This is a genomic window from Cutibacterium acnes (genome assembly GCF_003030305.1).
Taxonomy (GTDB): domain Bacteria; phylum Actinomycetota; class Actinomycetes; order Propionibacteriales; family Propionibacteriaceae; genus Cutibacterium; species Cutibacterium acnes.
This window is the reverse complement of record NZ_CP023676.1, coordinates 1,688,465-1,705,368: the sequence shown is the minus strand read 5'-3', so window position 1 is coordinate 1,705,368 and position 16,904 is coordinate 1,688,465. Positions and strand designations below refer to the sequence as shown.

Here is a 16,904-nt window from a genome sequence, read left to right as displayed (position 1 = left end):
GGTGGTGATTCCGAACAGCCGTTAGCCGACATTCAAGGCCTCGGGTGTCGCCCTCAAGATGTGCTGGCTGCCACGGACGATACAGAAGCGCTCAACAATGGGCTGGGCTGGTCGGTCCAACTTACGACAAGCTCATCGCGGGCCCGCGATGCCGCCACGTACAGCAGCGATCGCTCCCGGAGCAGGGCCTGATCCCCTTCGTCTTTATCGAAGTCGTAATCTTTGATGCCCATGGGGATAGACCGCGAGGAGACCCCGAAGAGGAACACTTTGCTGAACTCGATGCCCTTGGCGCGGTGCATGGTCATAACCACTGGCGCCCCGGGCGGTATCGAGCCATGACCGACGGCTCGGGTTTGTACTCCTCGCTCGTGGAGCGCATCCACTACTCGCTCGCGCTGCGACCTGTCCCTCACGAGCACCGCCGTGGTCTCGGACTGACGGTCCTTCGCCCATTGCCCGACAACCTTGGCCAAGTAGTCGAACTCTTCGGTGATCGTCGTGCACGGGTGGGCGATGACGTCGGGGCCGCGACGGGCCGACCGGTACCCCGACAGCTTGTCATCGTCATCGCCGTCGAGGTCGACGTAAAATCCGCCCTCTAGCACGTGGGTCGACCACCTGAGGATCTGCGCAGTGGTGCGGTAGTTGAGGGTGAGCCGCCGCGAACGGCCCCTCGTCATGATGCCGTACCGAGATAGGACCAACCGGTGACCGTAGATGCGCTGGTGTGAGTCCTCGGCGATGAAAATGTCGTTTGGTCCCTCGGGGACCAGCGACCGAATGAGCCTCCAGTGGGCCGGCGTGAGGTCTTGGCCCTCGTCCACGAGAACATGGTCGGCGAGGGGACTGTGGCGGGTGAGGTATTGCGCGGCGATGGCGGCTGCCTCGGGGAACGAGATCGTGCCGCTGATGCGAGAGTCGTCTCGGTACTTTTTGACAAGCGTCCACACGGCATCACGATCGCGGCGATTGAGCCGGAACCCTCGCCCTGGGCGGCGTGCTCGCAGATACTCCTCTCGCGTCGTGATGTTTTGCGGCAGGATGACTTGCTCGTACTCGGTTTCGAGTAGGCGGTGGTGAGCTAGCCGCTCGGGTACCTCTGGTCCGGCGTGGTCGAGGACATCGCGCCAAAGCCACTGGGAGGTGCGCCGGGACAAATCGGTGCGTGGGGCTCCCAGGACGCCTTCGGCGGCTTCGGCGACATCGGCTCCGGCCTCCCGGACAACAGCGTTGGCCAAGGCATCAATACCGATGACGTACACACCTGGCTGTCCCAGCGCGGACGCCCGTGGTAGGGCGGGGTCGAGCGACTCCAGACTCGCGGACAGCTCATGGGCGAGGTTCTTTGTGAACGTCGTGATAATGATCCGGGCTCCCGGATTCTCCCGTGCCAGAGACACCGCCCGGTGAAGGATGACGACGGTCTTTCCGGTTCCGGCTCCTCCGCCCAGACAGAACGGCCCGTTCCACCTACCGTTGACGAAGCGGCGCTGCGTCGGGTGCAGGAACACCCGCCAGGCGCCGAAGTCTCCATCCTCGATGACTCTTCGCAGCTCGTCGACCCCTTCGATTGTGGCGAACTCCATGGCTGCTGCGGGGCTGCGTAGGCTCTCGAGTAGCTCGACGTCGGGTTCGCGAGGGCTCGCAGCGTGGCCATGCTGCTTCTTGGATGGTTCGGGCAACTCCTCGGGGGATTCGAGCAGTTCTTGGCGCACCTGCTCTGGCGTCATCCCGGAGGCCAGGCCGACAAGTGCTGCCTCCTGCCACCCGCTGAGCGACGCTGCCATGTTGAGTACGGCGTCTTCACTGGTCAGGGCGAGCGCGGTATCGACGAGGTTGGCGTCAAGGCCGAGAGACAGCATGTCTGCTCGGTCGGCGGTGATGACTGGAGTGGCGGTCTCCTGCACGGGGGCGGCCGGTTTGCGCGCGGTAGGGGCGCTGGCGGTCGGGTTGGGGGTGTCGATGGACGGTTCGGCTCGCTTGATCTCGGGAATTCCGTTGAAAGGGTTGATGGCGAGTTCAACGCGTGGGGCGACGTCGTAAGCCTCGTCGTGGTTGTAAAAGCCTTCGAGGACGTAGCGGCGGTTGCCGTCCTCGCCGGTGAGCTTGAACAATACGGCGCGATATTGCTGGTCGACACGACCGGTCCGCACCCTGCTGTCGCGGCACTTCTTTACCGGTTCGATGTGCAAGCCGGGCGCCGTGTCATCAGTGGTGAGTTTCTCGAGGAAGGTAAACGCCTTGGGCTTGAGGGATCCGTCGAGCTTGAGCGCCTGCTTCGACATGATGATCGTCGACTCAGCCATGGTGTCCTTCCCCTTCGGTCGTGTTGGCTAACGCCATCGTGATGTCGTGTGCTGTCGGCGGCACCAGTGTCCATCCGTCCTCGGCCAGCAAGTCTTCGTGGTCGGGCTCTGGTGCAAAGATTACTGCTATGCGCGACTCAGGCCATGCCAAGTCAACCATGATGCCCTCCGAACCGATCTCCTCGCCGGCCGTTGGCTCAGATACCCCCTGTGCAGCGAGGTCCTCCAGCAGCCCGGGAAGCTCGGGTGTGGCCAGCGAGGAGCCAAGGTTTTCGATGACGGTGGGCCATGGGGTCTGGGTGATGTCGATCGTACCCACGCTGTGTGTTGGCTCAGCTGGGCTCTCCTCGAGGGGCTGCGTGCCGCGGATCACCGTCTGGTCCGGCGGGCGTCGAAGTATGAGAGCATTGCTCAGCGCTAGCCACTGGTGCCATGCATGCGAGAAGTCGGGACTGCTGACGGCGTCGTCGTCAAGGACAACGCAGACGTCGGTAGCTGGACGGGGGCTGCTCGCTCGTAGTCGGGTCCGAATGCTCAAGGGGCCGTTCTGACTCCACCAGACGGGTGCTGTCCTGTCCTTGGGTAAACCCCTCTGTTGCAGGTTATCTGCAGGAATGGATGGATCGACGTGGTCGTCTGGCTCGCCAGTTGAGAAGAAGAACGGAATAGCCGAGGCGAATCCTTCCAAAGCGTCCAGCGATTTCCCGCTCATCCAGTATTCCAAGAGCGCAAACGGGCCACCGGTGACAGCCCGCACGGCATCGGACGTGTAGTTGTACGTGCCGATTAGCATCGACGATGCTGAGGAGTTGAACCATCTGGGCGGGACCGGGATTTGTCTGGAGTCGAAGGCCTTGACGTCGGTCAGAGTGACTGCCAGTACCTCAATTCCGGCGCTTCGGAGCGCAGCGCGTTTCTTGGCGTCGTCGCGCACTCGGTTGTGCGCCGGGGTCGCGTGGAAGGTCTCCCCGTCGGTGAAGATCGCCAAATCTGGGCGGTCGCCACCGCGCAGGACGAAATCGGGCTTGCAACCGTGCATGGGGAGCTGAGGTTGGAGGGTGTACTTCGCCTTTCCGATGCTCACGTTGATGACGTTGCCGCCGGGGCCATAGCTCTGGGATATCCGAGCGTGAAGGTTGTGCGCGAGGGTTATGAAGGACTCCCGGAAACGCGACTCCAAATAGGACTCATCACTGGGATTGGTGCTGGGGGCCTTGGTGGTGACTTTCCAGGTCATCTGGGCTTCAGGCTCGTCATCGTCGACCAGACCCATGAGAACCTTGAGGCAGTCTTCGGCTTTGGCGCGTGACACGTGTTGCACTTCGTGGGCGGGGGCCAGCGGCAGCAGGCAGCGGTGGCAGGCGAGTCGTTCTTCGTCCTTGCAGGGGCAGTCGCGCACAATCTGGAAGGCGTGCCGTAGAGCGTCCCACACCTTCTGGGGGTCGTTGAACCCTGCTAGGTAGCCGGTCCCGCCCGGGACGAGGTCGTGCAGCAGCAGCGCATCGCGGGTTCCACCGCCAACAGGCTCTTTAATAGGCATGACGCCCAGATGGTTGGGGGTTCCGCCAAACTGTTCGCGCAGTCCGAGAAGGAGGGCTGCGCGTAGGCTCGGCAATGCGAACACGTCACCCGCGACCATCCAGCGCGGCAACGGCAGGACGACGGCCTGAGTGGTGAGCGATCTGGTGAGCGCGACTGTGCGCACGTGCTCGTCGAGTTTGTTACGGTAGCGGCACCATGGCCGGTGCTCGGAAGGGTCGTTGGTCCCGGTGGTGCGGTCGAGGTGTCCGCAGCCTTCGCAGATGCGGAAGAGGGGAGCGTGGTATCGGACGCCGGCCACATGTTGGCTTGGGGCGCTGGGAGTCTCTTTACCCAAATTAATCCAGCGCAGGTCCATTCGGTCGAGATATTGAGCGCCAAACTCGGTGTGCTGCACGTACCACTCGTTGCGGATATGTGAGGGGTCGATGTCGGCTGCCGGTGCGACAGCGAAGCTCGCCTGGGTGCGTTCTTCATGGGTGTCGTCGATGCGTGACTCGTCGCGCTTGATGGCTGCCGAGGCGCGTGTCAGTTCGACGACTTTGAGGTGCTGCCCGATGTCGCTAATACCTTGGCGATGGCATCGCGGGCACTGCGCCGGGGCGTTCCCTGCGAGCTCTAGATCGACGATGTATCCGCAGGTGGGGCAGACCGCCCAGGTGCGGATGGAGTCACTATCACGACCGAAATCGATTGCGTCAATAGTAATGGCGTGGCCCATGGCATAGAAGGTGGCTCCGGGAGCGAAATCTCGCAGGGCTGCGGCACTTCCACGCGAGAAGGAGGACGCCTTGCTCCGGTATTTCTCTTTGTCTGGGTCGTACCAACTCAGATTCACGTGGAGTTTCACGGAGTCGTCGACGAGGGTGTAGTTGGGGAAGAGTCCGTACTCTTCGAGGGTCGCGATCCAGTACGCCTGGTTTGCCTTGCCAAGGAGCTTTCCGATCCACTCGATCGTCGTCTCGGCCTCCTTGGCCGCTTGGATGTCGTCGTTTCCAGCGTTGGGGATGTTCGCTTTCTGAAGGAGTTCGGGCAGGCTCGCCTTAATGGTCTCGCGTCGATGCCTCAGTTCCTCTAGGGTGCGCGACCATCGGCCGGCAGCGGCGAACACCTGCTGGGCGAGCCCGCTGGTGCGAGGGCCATTGGCCGGGCAGGCCCAGGTACGAATGTTCTCGATGGAGTCGGTGCGCAGGGACGCAAAAGTGGACAAGAAGCGGTCCAGGTGCTCGTCGGCGTGGGCCTCGGCATAGTCGACGAGGCAGGCCAGGAAGCCACCGTTCCCCCCGTTCATGGCGGCACTTGAGGTAAGCGGATGGGCAGCGTCGGGATCGCGAGCCAGCTCGTCGCCCAAGTGCGCCAAGTATTGTCGCCGCAGTATCTCCACGGCGCTGAGGTAAGTGGCCGGAGGACGAACCTGGCCGTTGATCATCGACGCGGGGTCGCCCAGCCGGGGGAGGTGCTCGCCACGACCCCTGACCATGGTGACGTCGAGGGCGCTCCCCGTCGCTCGGCCAGCTCGGCCAACCCGCTGAACGTAGTTGGCGACGCTATGCGGCAGCGACGACAAAAACACCGTTGATAGGTCACCGATGTCGATACCCATCTCAAGGGTGGGCGTGGCGACGAGGACGTTTGGAGCCGAGGGGTCCTCTGAGCCGTCCTTGAATCCATTCTCGTACTTCAGCCGTCGCTTGTCCGTGAGCATCGAGGTATGCTCGCGGGCGACGATGCGGCGCGGGTCCCCAGCACTGTAGAAGGTGCGATAAAAGTTGTCCGGCGCCATCGGCGCGGGGGTCAAGTGCCCGCTGCAATTCCCGTTGAGACACGGCGCGTCTGTGAGCTGACGCACGGTGGCGGGGCTGCCCGGATGTACCGCCTGACACAGGTCGCAGCGCAGTAAGATGGTGGAGTCGCGCAATTCTTCGTCGCGGGTCGCCCGCACCATGATCCTCTCGTTGGGTATCGCGTAGACGGTCGCCTGCGCCTTGGTCGCTGTCCCTTCCAGGACGCTGCCGCGGTGCAGGCACTCCAGCAGCGACCTCACCAACCGGGCCCCATGACCAGCAGACACGCCAAGAACCCGTCCAGTCCACCGGGCGTACCAACTCTGGCCGTCGGTGACATTGTCGAGCTGCTGGTGCTGGACGTGCTGGCCACCGACGCGTGGGAAAGCTGGGGCGGAACGGGTGTACGGGAAGGCGGGCATCCCGGGTTCTTTGCGGCCTCCCCACAGGTGCCACCGCGCACCGTCGTCTTCCAGGTAGGTGTGCAGCCACGGATGGTTGATACCACCCTGGATGCGGATGCGCTCGAGAATCCCACGGACCCAGGACACCACCTGGTCGTCGGTGAGGCTTGCCAGGGTAGCGACTAAGTCGTCCTCGCTGTGTCCCAGGGCGCTGCGACCGATGGCAGCCATTTGGGCGGGGGTTCCGGCGTTCACCTCGACGCAGATCGAACCGGTCTGTTCCAGGGTACGCCCGTACCGGCTCTGCAGGCCAAGCTCGAGGATAGCGTCGAAGGCGACGCGGTTACGGACTTGGCTGAGAGTCTTCTTCGGAACCTTCCGGTAGCGGGCTGAGCGCCAGAAGTCCCTGAAATTCTTCTGTTCGGCGAGTTCGGTGGGCAACAGCCGGTAGCGCTTGAACTGATCGTCGCCAGCTTGGTCCAGCACGCCCTGGATCAGCTGGGGAATTGTGGCGTACTCTTCACCGATGGCACCGCGGAGAATGGTGCGCAGGGTCAGGGCGTGGGAGCGCGACGAGATGAATCCAGCGCGGTGGGCGGCGTCCTGGACCGAGTCGGTAAAGACGAGTGCCTTCTTCTCATCAAAGTCATCGCTGCCGAACAGGGTAGACAGGCATACCGACAACAGGGTTGCGATGGCCGCTCCTTGGAAGCGGATGGCGTCCTTGGCGCCGCAGCTCGGGCAGACGTCGTCTTTGGCGTCTTCGTCGGCGTCGTTGCCCACCTGGGTGAGGACGGGTAGTAGGACGCCGTTGCGGTACTTGGGGCTGTCGGCGTCGGGGATGTGGTGATCTAGACACCTGTTGACGGTGTCGAACCAGCGTAAGGAAGCTGTCGCCTCGCCGGTGTCGACCGCGCTGGCTCCCTCTCGAGGGGCCGAAAGCAAGGCTCGGAAGCGACCGTCGTGTGCCGCGTGGGTCCGTCGGATGCTGTCGTTGTTCTCGCTGAGGTTATTGCCGGTGCTGGCGAGCTGGACTCCCCATCCGCTGCGGCCGCAACGACGGCAGTAGACCGCTGGCAGGGCAACAACCTCAGGCTCGGTGCCATCGTCGGTCGTCTGACCTAGCACGGTGCCGTCGTCGCTCCAACGAAAGTGGGTGGCAGTCGACACGTCGCGGTCGATGCGGCTCAGCTCGCGAATCCACAGGTGGGTTTCGGTGCTCGGCATGTCACGGTCGGGCAATGCACGCAGGTGTCCGAGGGCTCCCAGTAGCTCCAGCAGGAAGGTGACGCGTGGGTCGTTTTCGTGTGAGGTTCCCGGGAGCAGCCGGTCAGCGAGGTCGCGGACATGGATGGCCTCGGTGGTGGCTTCCAAGAATTGCCGGATGAAGGGGTGGCCTTTGGCGAGTAGGACGAGGTCATCGCGGTCGGTCAAGCCCTCGGCTCCCTCGTACAGACTGGTGAGCAGGGTCGCGCACACCTCATCGGAGGGGCGGTGGGTGACGGCGTTGACGAGGTCGTTAACGATGAGGGCGTTGATGGTGCGTGGTTCGATTTCTCGATCCCATAGGCGCTTCTGTGCGTCACCGGCCCACTCGTCGATGGTTTTGCGGAACTCGGTGACGACGCAGCTGGTATCAAAGGGTTCACCGAAGACCGTAGTGGCGAAGGCGGCCATATCGCCGGAACGCTCCCCGGAGGAGCTCTGGTTCGCGGTTTTAGAGATGTCAGGAGTGGTGCCCAGGGTCGCTGAGGTGCCGACGGGGGTGATCTTGCCAAGTGGACGGTCCCACTCCTCGGTGGTGTGCGTGTCAGCCTTGCTACCGCGCTCTGGCCAGTACGACTTTAGGGCTAGGCCGAGCCGACGCAGCAACATGGCGACGTCGGTACCCTGGGCGCCGTCGTAGGTGTGGAACTCGTCCAGGACGAGGTATTGCAGTGACTCGGCCGACTGCTGCCAGATGTGCTGGTCCTCGTGACGCAGCAGGAGCTGGTCGAGCATTTTATAGTTGGTGAGCAGGATGTCGGGGGCGTCGTCGCGGATGACGGTGCGATCGGTGATGAGACCGTCCTTGCTGACGATGGTGCGGGTTGCTCCGTTCTCACCGGTGTAGATCGCGGCGGTGACCTCGGCCAGCTGCTTGTCAGTCGAGATGAGGTGGGCGAGACGCTGAGCCTGGTCGTTGGCCAAGGCATTCATAGGGTAGAGGATGAGCCCTTTAACGCCGGTGACTCCGTTGCGGCGGGCTCGGATAACGTGGTCGAGGACCGGCAGCAGGAAGGCTTCGGTTTTGCCTGAACCGGTGCCGGTGGTGACGAGAGTCGGTCGCGGGCGTCCTAGCGCGGAGTTGAGGCGGGTGAAGGCTCTGGCCTGGTGTCCGTACGGGGTGAAGTTTTCGGGCATCCACTCGAGTTCGTCGGCGGAGTACCTTGGGGCCGGTGCGAAGGGCATCCGGGTACGCAGGTAAGGCCCTTTAAAGATGCCCTCATCAGGGTCGCGCAAGAACTCATCGAGGGCGCGTTGGGCATCGGCGTCGGACAGGGCAAAGGTTGTCGTGAGGTAGTCCAGTAGGGCGTTCTGGAGCTTGGCCGCCTGCTTCGGGGGGACGAGTTCACTCATGAATCGGTTCCTCGGGTCTCCAGTCGACGCTCGAACTCAACGTAGGCGATGTGCATATCGAGTTCGCGGTCATAGGTGTGGAAGGGTAGGTCGTAGCGGTAGGTGGTGGCAGTGCGCTCGGCCTCGGTGATGGCCTCGCCTTTTTTCCGCCGCACCTTGAGCACCTGGTTCGGGACGAGGCGCCCGTGGGCGTCGTAGAAGTACTGGTCATGGTCGTAGCCGTACAGGACTGCGAACTGGGTGCGGTACACGGTGCACAACTGGTCGGCGGTGATGCCAAGCATGAGAGCCACGAGGGCGTCGATCTCGACGAGGGCCTGACGCCGGTCGACAGCCCTACGCAGCGGGGTCTGCGACGTCCATGTGGGGCCGACATCCCCCAAGGGAGTCGTGGCACGGTCGGGGATGGTCCATGAGTCCGACGTGAAGCTGGGGTCGAAGCACTCGGCCCACAAATCGGCGTAGGCGTCGGTAAGGCAGTTGAGGCGGAGGGTGCGCAGGAGAAGTGCTGGCAGCAGTGGATGGCGTTGGCAAGGTGCAGGAAGCCGGTCGAACACAGCTTGGTAGATGCCGCTCTTGGGGGCGGCACGAGCAGAGAAGTCGAGGAGAAGACTTGATGCGAACCCTGCGCAAGCGGTGAGAATCCGATTGTCAGCACCTCCCACGCAGAACACTCCATTAGGGTGTGCTGTGCCAGGCGGAATGATGGCTGGGATGAGGGTGCGCTCACCAGTGTTGGCTGCCATCGCGCGCCACGCCAGACGGTAGTGGTCACGGGCCGGGTCGCCGTCCCAATGGGTGTAGTCGGCGTCATACCAGGCACGGTCTCCCGCCGGTTTGTACGAGGTGACAGGAATGGCGTCGGGAGGAAGCGTCTCCAGGTCGACCACAGACCAGTCCTGGTTGTGCTTCATGGTCGGGTTTGGCGACTTGTAGAAGGGCGTCGCCACGTGAAGGTGCGGGCCTTGGAGGATGACGTCGTTCCAGGAATCGGGGGTTCCCCACTGCTGGATGAAGTAGCCCTTGGTGCGGTCGTTCTTTTCGTGCCATCCGGGAGAGAACCGGAGGCTGAGGGACCCAAGCCGGGGTGCTTTGGACAATTGTTGGAGGGTCTCCGCCACGTCCCGGTTGACCGTGTAGAGCATCCGCGTCCGCCGCGGCGCCTCAAGGTTGGGATCGAGGATGTCTCGCCACGTCGCGAGGGTCTCGTCGGTGACCGTCTCGATGCGCTGTGCGTGCGGACGCTGATCCCAGTGCCCGTCGACCTTGAATCCGGGTGCCCCACCCGACCCGTCGTGGCGCAGCGAGCCCACGACCGTGTCGGGATGGTAGAGGGCGCTTGCCTGAAGGAAGTGCGGTTGCGCGGGCGAGCCGTAGACGTGGACCCCGTAGGTGACCAGATCATGCACCTCGTCGAAGAGCTTGAGTTCATTGACGAACTGCCAGTGCCGACGCAGCCGCGGGTAGGTCTCTTCGCGCAGGTGCCCGGCCTTCTCGTCGGTGAAGTGGGTCTCGGGGTGTACGAGCCCGATGGTGCCCCGTGAAGATGTGTGCGCCCATGTCTGGCACATGAAGCACCGGTAGAGGTCGGGTTGCAGGCCCTGGAGCATGGGATAGTTCGTGGCGTGCCCGACGAATGAGCCTGTCCCGGATACATCGGTGATACCTCGGCACACCGAGTCGGCGAGACCGGGCAGGGCGAGGGTGACCGTGCGGCGCTGTTCGCGAACGTCCTCGGGAGTCTTCCCTGCTAACTGCCACCACGGATCGCCCTCGGCGAGTAGGGCATCCATGTCGAGGATGGACCGCACCCACGGCGGATTCCCGACCTGCAGGTCGAAGCCGCCCCGGGCGAAGACCGGTGCAAAGTCGAGTTGCCAGTGGAAAAACCCCTGCTCCCGGGCGACCTGGCGGCACACTTGCAGCCACGGGTGCTTGTCGAGGGTCTGCGCGACGGTCGCGGCGCCGGCACTGGCGAGGGCTAGGTCCTCCTGGGCGGCCAGCGCCTCCCAGATCTGGGCGGAGCCGAGCATGGGGGCGTCGCGGCGTCGATCGGCCCGGCTAAGACGCCCGCCCAGCAGCATTGTGCAGGCGTCGATCCACTCGGCCCAGCTCGGCGGGGCCACCTGGGTGGTCAGTGGCCAGAACCATAGGGCGCACCAGGCGTCCATGACGAGCCGCAGCCGCTGGTAGGCGCCGTCGGGGTCGGCCAGGGACTGTTCCACCTGTTCCCGGGTGACGACCTGTCGATGCGAGGGAGCTTCGTTGCGACCCCACAGGGCGATGTCGCGGCTCGTCTGCTGCTCGGCCACGGTGAGCCGACGCAGTGCCATCGTCCACAGGTCCTCGACCTGGTGGCCGAGTTCCACGAGGGTGGTGACGTCGTGGCGGCTGGGGCGACGTCGGAACTGCTTGCGCCAGTCCTTGACGTCTTTGACGCGCTGCGGCACCAGCGTCTTGGCCTCCTTGGAGTCGGCGCTCGACCCCCAGCCGGCGGCGGGCACGAGGAAGTGCGGGATGCTGCCGTCGGCCTGCGTCGGGTCCACTGCGTCGTCGTCCAGTCGGGCGGCCAGGTCGGTGAGAGGAACATCAGTCGGCGGGGTGGTCAGCCAGGCCTTCGAGGTGAGCTGGTCACGGGTATACACGGCGTGGCGTGCCCCAATGAGGGAGTTTCCGCGGCGCAGGTGCAGGCCGAACCAGGGGGCGTCGAGGCCGCTGGCCATGGTGTCGAGCCACAGGGTGATTTCGGCGAACTCCACCGCGGTCGCGTTAAGGTCGACCTCATAAACGTTGTGTAGGGCGATGTACGCCTTGGTGCGCTGAAGCTGGGCAGGGTAGTCCTCCGGGTCGATGCGTCGGCCCAATTCGGCCTGTCGACGGGTGAGGTACTGCTCGGCGAGCTGGCGGGTAGCCTCGATGGCGAACGCCCCTGAGCCCAGGGCCGGCTCACACACCGACAGGTGGAGGATTTCCTCGGCGGTGGTGGTGTCGTCAAGTAGCTCCTCCAACGCCTGACCGACGGTGAACCTCGTCAGCACCTCGGGGGTGTAATAGGAGGCCGACTGCTGGCGGGCCCGGCCCGAGAGGCGGAAGACGAACTCGCCGCGCCGGTGGATGCGCGGGTGTCGTGCGCCATGGTCGTCGACGACGGTGACGAAGTCCTCCTGAGCAATGTCGTGGGCCCGGCTCAGTGGCACCACCCACGACCCTTTCTGCGGGTTACCGTCGTGGGCCACCTCGTAAAGATCCTCGGTGGCGAAGAACCCCGAATAGCTCATGAGACCCTCATAGACGGCGCCGAGCTGGTTGATGCCGAGCTCGGCGTAGCTGATATACCCGCGCTCCCGGCCCTTCCTGCCGTGCTGCTCTTTACTCAGTAGCAGCCGCTCCAGCACCTGCTGCAGCGCCTGGTTGCCCAAACCCACCTCGTCGATGAGGGCAGTCGCTTGGGGACGGAACAGATCGGCGCGCAGGCTGTGGAAGCTCAGGCCGGTCGTCGCGTCGTCGACATCCTCCAGGTTGCCCCGGTCGACGAGCCGGAAGAGCGTGCCCAGGCTTTCGTACAGGTGGGTGCCGGCCATCGACCGCTGGGTCACGAGGGGAACCTGCACGAGTTCGCGCAACCTGTCGAGCGAGTAGCCGGAATCGTACTGTGGGGCTCCCACCGGCAGCACCCCGAGCTCGGGGGAGGCCTCGGCATACAACAGGAAGAGGATCCGGTAGAGGAACCGCAGCGACTGCATGGCCAGCGGCTGCGCCTGGTCCTGGCTTAACGGCTCCAGGCCGCGGTCGCGGCGCCGTGAGACGACCTCGTTGGCGATGATCTCGATGGACTCGCGGACCCCCTCGCGCAGGTCCTGGCTCACCCCAACGGTGTGCTTGATCGACTCGTCGAGGGCTTCGGACCACCACACGTGGCCGTCGGCGTCGGGAGCCAGGGAGGCCGCCTCCAAGCAGGTGAGAGCCCGGTCAACCTCGCCGCCCTTCTTCAGATCAGCCCGCTCGGCGACGGTCTGCACGTCGACGGCCAGGTACCGCCCTTCGGGCCACCGTCCCTTTTCGGCAACCACGAGCCAGCGGCCGGCCATGATGAGCGCAAAGCTTGGCCCCTCCTTGGGAGCAAACAGGGTGCTCACCAGCCGACTTGTCGAGTGCACCTCCTCGCTGTCCGGGGCATCTTCCGACGGCCGCCACGGTGTGGGGAGAGTTCGAGCGTCCTTAACCATGAGCTGGTCGGGCGTCTCCACCGGCCGGGCTGTGACAACGGCCAGCGCCGACTGCTCGATGCCCGCCGTCGAGAACCATCGCACTGGCCCATCGCGGCGGATGCGGAACTCACCGGTCGAGTACCCGAGCACGCGCAGCAACTCCTCGTGGGCCTGCTCGGCGGCCTCGGCTCTAGCTGCTTCGTCGAGATCCTCGGAGTACAACGCGGCCAGCATCGTCGCGAGTTTGCTGGCCCGCTCGGTAAATCTCGTCCGCGTCGTCGGGACGTCCTCGCCGTCCCACTGCTTGCGGCGGTCCAGCACGAGCTTCTGGAAGGATTCTTTACGCGCGTCGGTGGTGAAGAAGTGCTCGCTGATCCAATCTTCGACGACGATCAGGGCGTCACTGCTTGGCATGGGCACACTCCTCATGAGCGGTCGGGTAGTTTTCCGGCACGACGACGAGCAGGGGCCGCGCCAACTTCTGCTGCGGCTCCATATCGGCGATGAGCTGCTTCTCCTCCTCAACGGAGGTTCGCCGGATGCGCAGGGCATGGTTAGGGATGAGGGTCTGCGAGTCCTCCTGCCATGCGACGGTCTTGTGGTTCCATGCGGCGATCCGATCTTGTGTACCCTCCTTGGCAGCGTCGAACGTGGACTTGAGTTCCTCGTCCGCGGCGTTCATGGCGAGCTCCACCAAGGGCTTAAGATCATCAGGCCGTGCGACGGGCCCTGGATTGGACATATCAGCGCCGACGCCGACGTCCGCGAGCATATCGGCCGACGACGTATGCATGGTGATCCAAGGGGAGGTTAGGTTTTCCGGATCGAGGAACCTAATACACATCCAGCTCGCTGCCACCACTAGTCCGCGACGATCTGTGAGCGTGCCAACGGCTAAGACGGCGGGCAAGTCGACCTTGCCTCGCACCACATAGACAGCATTGCGAGACAACTTCGACAGCGCGCGATCAGCGGCCCAGTCCAGCACTGGATGCAGGGGGCTCAGGTAATGGGCCTCGGGCCAGGAACTGTCGGAATCGTCGGTGAGGGCCCGGACAAGCTGCGCCTGAGCGACTGTCTCGTCAGTGGCCAACGAGAACCGCTCAAGCACGTGGCGGTCCTGCAGATAGCTCTGCGGTAGTACCTCCAAGCGTTGCCGCAAGTCCGCAGGCGGAATGAACTCGACGACGCCGTCACCGTGGTCCCGCCACGAGACGCCGCCACCGCGACCGGTATCCGTCGGGGCTGCCGACGACGTGGTGTAGTAGGCCTCCAATGCTTCACGCAGGAAGTCGACGGGCCGGGGGTACAGCGGGCTCGGCTCGGTGAACTTGGCCGACGGAGGCTTGTCGTCGGTCGGCGCGTTGAGGGAGGCCAGCAGACAGGCCAGGGAGTCCTCGGGTGACAACTCGTCGACACTCCTGACAACGTCGTTGAAATCTCGACGGCCTGCCAGAACCAGCTTGATGTCCTCCTCCTCGGCACTGGCGCTGTAACGGCCCATGAGACTGCCGGCGTCGCCGAGTGCCTCGTGAGCCTCCTGCTCGCGCTTGAGCAGACGTGACAGCACCCGAAGGTCGCCGCGAAAGACCGGGTTCGACGGTTCCAACAGCAGGGTGGTGATTTGCGGGGAATGACGTTGCCCGTATCGGTCGATGCGGCCATTGCGCTGCTCGATCCGGATGAGACTCCAAGGGATGTCGAAGTGAATGAGTTCGTGGCATTGCTGGTGCAGGTTGACTCCCTCGCTGGCGACGTCACCGGTGACCAGTACGCGGATGGGAGAGTTCGACTGCTTGAAGGATTCGACGATCTGCTGTTGTTCGGTGTCGCTCAGGCCACCGTGTAGCACCGCGATCTGGTCCTCGGCGAGGCAGAGATCGCCCCTGAGGCGGTCACGCAGCCAGCAGAGAGTGGCGACCCGTTCGGCGAAGACAACCACTCGCTCCGAGCTGCGTCGATCAATGCCGATACTGCGTAGGTAACGCACTAATTCATCGTATTTGGCTGACGAGTCGAAAACGGCGTCGTTTAATTCGTTCAATCGATCCAGCGCTTCAATTTCGACCTGCTGATCCGGTGTCGTCGGGTGTGCGGTGATGCGTCGACGGCGCTCGCTAATAGTTTGACGCAGGGCAGCCGGGGAGGACAAAAAGGCCTTAGCGATGGTCCATGGGAAGAGGGCGGAGGCTGCGCCGCTGTACGGGGACGATCCGGTGGGATGCAGCCAGACCTGCTCCAATTCGTCGGCGACGGCGTCCTCGGCCGCAGTGGCCTTGACCAGGAGGTTCTGCGGTGGTTTGCGCTTAGCCCAGTCGGCCCCGGCGACGCTGGACACCTCGGGGTCGTTGCGGTGGCGTCGCTTCACCAGACGCTAAGGTCGCCCTTGTCGAGCTCACCATGGGGGTTGACACCGGTGGGCTCCAGCAGCCTGATGAGCTCGGCGAAGGATTTCCGGTTGCCATTGTGCGGGGTCGCGGAGGCCAGGATGAGGGCATCGGTATTGGGCGCCAGGGTCCGGGCCAGACGGTTGTTCTGAGTGGTGTCACCAGTGACGTTGTGGGACTCGTCAATGACGACGGCGTTCCATTCGTGACGGTGAAGGTCGTGGGTGAAGCGGTCCTGCTTGAGGGTGTCCATCGAAATGATGACGCGCTTGTACCAGCTGAAGGGGTTGCGGTTGGCGGGGATTTTCTGTTTGACGCGCTGCAGACCTACGGAGTCGAGACGGACGAATGGGATAGCGAAACGGCTCCACATCTCGTTCTGCATCTGTTCCAACACATGACGAGGACAGACGATGAGGATGCGTTCGCCACGGCCCCGGCGGATGAGTTCGGAGAGGATCATCCCGATCTCGATCGTCTTTCCTAGACCCACCGCGTCCGCTAGGAGGATGCGCGGTCGCAGGTTTTCCGGATCGAGGGCCTGCTGTACAGCCGAGTACTGGTACTGCAGGCGCTTGGCCAAGGCGTACTTGCTGGCGGCCAGGGTGGGTTCGCCGAGTGGGATCGGAGTCTTGCGAAGCGTTGCTTCCAACCAGAGTCGCGCGTCCCGATAGTGCGGGGACGCGTCGGCTACCGGGGTCGCGTCATGCGGATCCAGCGGGATGATGTTGTCTAGGTGTTCGTAGAACTTCGCCGTGGTGCCACGGACGAGGTCTGACAAGCCCTGCACCGTCAGGAGTTGTCCATCGTCGGTCTGCTCGACAGTGCTGACGAGCCACTCCTCATCACGTACCTGCACCACGGAACCTGGCGCGACGGTGATTGGCATAGTCAACTCCCTTGTGGTTGCTACCGCGTGTCTCGGCACTTACCACAACATAACTGTCGTCGGTCAGGTAGCGGGCGTAATCCGCCACCCGTTATACCCGTGGCTGCCGTCGTGATGGTGTCCGCTTATGTACGCTATATGACGAGTGGTTGCCGCTTGTTTAAGGGTCAAAGATTGGTCGTGAGCTGTTCCTAATTTGCCCGTTGGAAGTGATGTGAACAGGGCCACCATGAGGCCGACGAGACCGACGGACAGGCCGATGTGGCCTAGACCCGCAATACCGGAGATCACAGGGGAGGCGTCGGGATGTCCGTTGACCTGCATCATGCCGTGCACGACGAGCATTGCGATCGTCAGCAGGAGGCCAAGGTTGAATCCCCAGAAAAGCGAAGGCGCCACGGTGGTGAGAAAGAGCGAAAGCTCGCTCCACTAGGAGCACGATGAGGGTGAGCATGAAGCCCAGCGCCAGGCTATGGGTGTGCACCACCTTGAGCTGGGTCCAGGCGGTGACGTCGTGGGCCTTCGTGAACTCGCGGGAGAACACTCCGCCGAGCAGGCCGATGACTAGCCAGGTGGTTGCGCAGATTGCAAGCTTCTTCAACGATCTCATGGTGTCATGACACCACGGGGTCCAGATGTGAACATGGTCCGAAAGGTTGATATTTCACGGGCTGGAGGATGGGCTGGGACGGTCGTGGCACACCCTGTCACTGTGAATGTGACGCCGACGGTCAATCCATGTATGCTATCGAGGTCCCTTCGGGG

General features: G+C 63.6%; 6 protein-coding genes and 1 pseudogene. All 7 read right to left on the bottom strand.

All coding sequences use genetic code 11. The annotated features are described in order from the left end of the window. Window positions 1–53 precede the first annotated feature (53 nt). Window positions 54–2,309 (bottom strand): 3'-5' exonuclease, encoded by a 2,256-nt coding sequence (locus tag CPA42_RS08555; RefSeq protein WP_002517026.1) that lies wholly within the window; start codon window positions 2,307–2,309, stop codon window positions 54–56. Then, window positions 2,302–8,655: a DEAD/DEAH box helicase gene (locus CPA42_RS08550; RefSeq protein ID WP_002517008.1), complete on the bottom strand. Its 6,354-nt coding sequence runs from the start codon at window positions 8,653–8,655 to the stop codon at window positions 2,302–2,304. Before CPA42_RS08550 ends, CPA42_RS08555 begins: the two co-directional genes overlap by 8 nt. Continuing rightward, the gene (locus CPA42_RS08545) at window positions 8,652–13,277 is read right to left on the bottom strand and encodes a restriction endonuclease subunit M (RefSeq protein ID WP_002525369.1); all 4,626 of its coding nucleotides are present in this window, start codon (window positions 13,275–13,277) and stop codon (window positions 8,652–8,654) included. The genes CPA42_RS08550 and CPA42_RS08545 overlap by 4 nt, the downstream gene beginning before the upstream one ends. Then, a complete protein-coding gene (locus tag CPA42_RS08540; protein WP_002516900.1) occupies window positions 13,264–15,231 on the bottom strand; it encodes a helicase-related protein in 1,968 nt (655 codons plus the stop codon). The genes CPA42_RS08545 and CPA42_RS08540 overlap by 14 nt, the downstream gene beginning before the upstream one ends. Continuing rightward, entirely contained in the window at window positions 15,228–16,139 is a 912-nt protein-coding gene (locus CPA42_RS08535; protein ID WP_002516916.1) for a DEAD/DEAH box helicase, read from the bottom strand. Before CPA42_RS08535 ends, CPA42_RS08540 begins: the two co-directional genes overlap by 4 nt. A gap of 63 nt (window positions 16,140–16,202) precedes the next feature. Further along, on the bottom strand, window positions 16,203–16,538 hold the full coding sequence (locus tag CPA42_RS13420; RefSeq protein WP_002548006.1) for a DUF2871 family protein: 336 nt from the start codon (window positions 16,536–16,538) through the stop codon (window positions 16,203–16,205). Window positions 16,539–16,587: 49 nt separating this feature from the next. Next, window positions 16,588–16,749 (bottom strand): annotated as a pseudogene (locus tag CPA42_RS13415) (DUF2871 family protein); the annotation flags it as partial. Window positions 16,750–16,904 lie beyond the last annotated feature (155 nt).

What these genes read in the sequence shown, in the direction of transcription:
- CPA42_RS08555 (WP_002517026.1), bottom strand. Translation starts at nt 2,309, where the DNA reads ATGGCTGAGTCGACGATCATCATGTCGAAGCAGGCGCTCAAGCTCGAC.
- CPA42_RS08550 (WP_002517008.1), bottom strand. Translation starts at nt 8,655, where the DNA reads ATGAGTGAACTCGTCCCCCCGAAGCAGGCGGCCAAGCTCCAGAACGCC.
- CPA42_RS08545 (WP_002525369.1), bottom strand. Translation starts at nt 13,277, where the DNA reads ATGCCAAGCAGTGACGCCCTGATCGTCGTCGAAGATTGGATCAGCGAG.
- CPA42_RS08535 (WP_002516916.1), bottom strand. Translation starts at nt 16,139, where the DNA reads ATGCCAATCACCGTCGCGCCAGGTTCCGTGGTGCAGGTACGTGATGAG.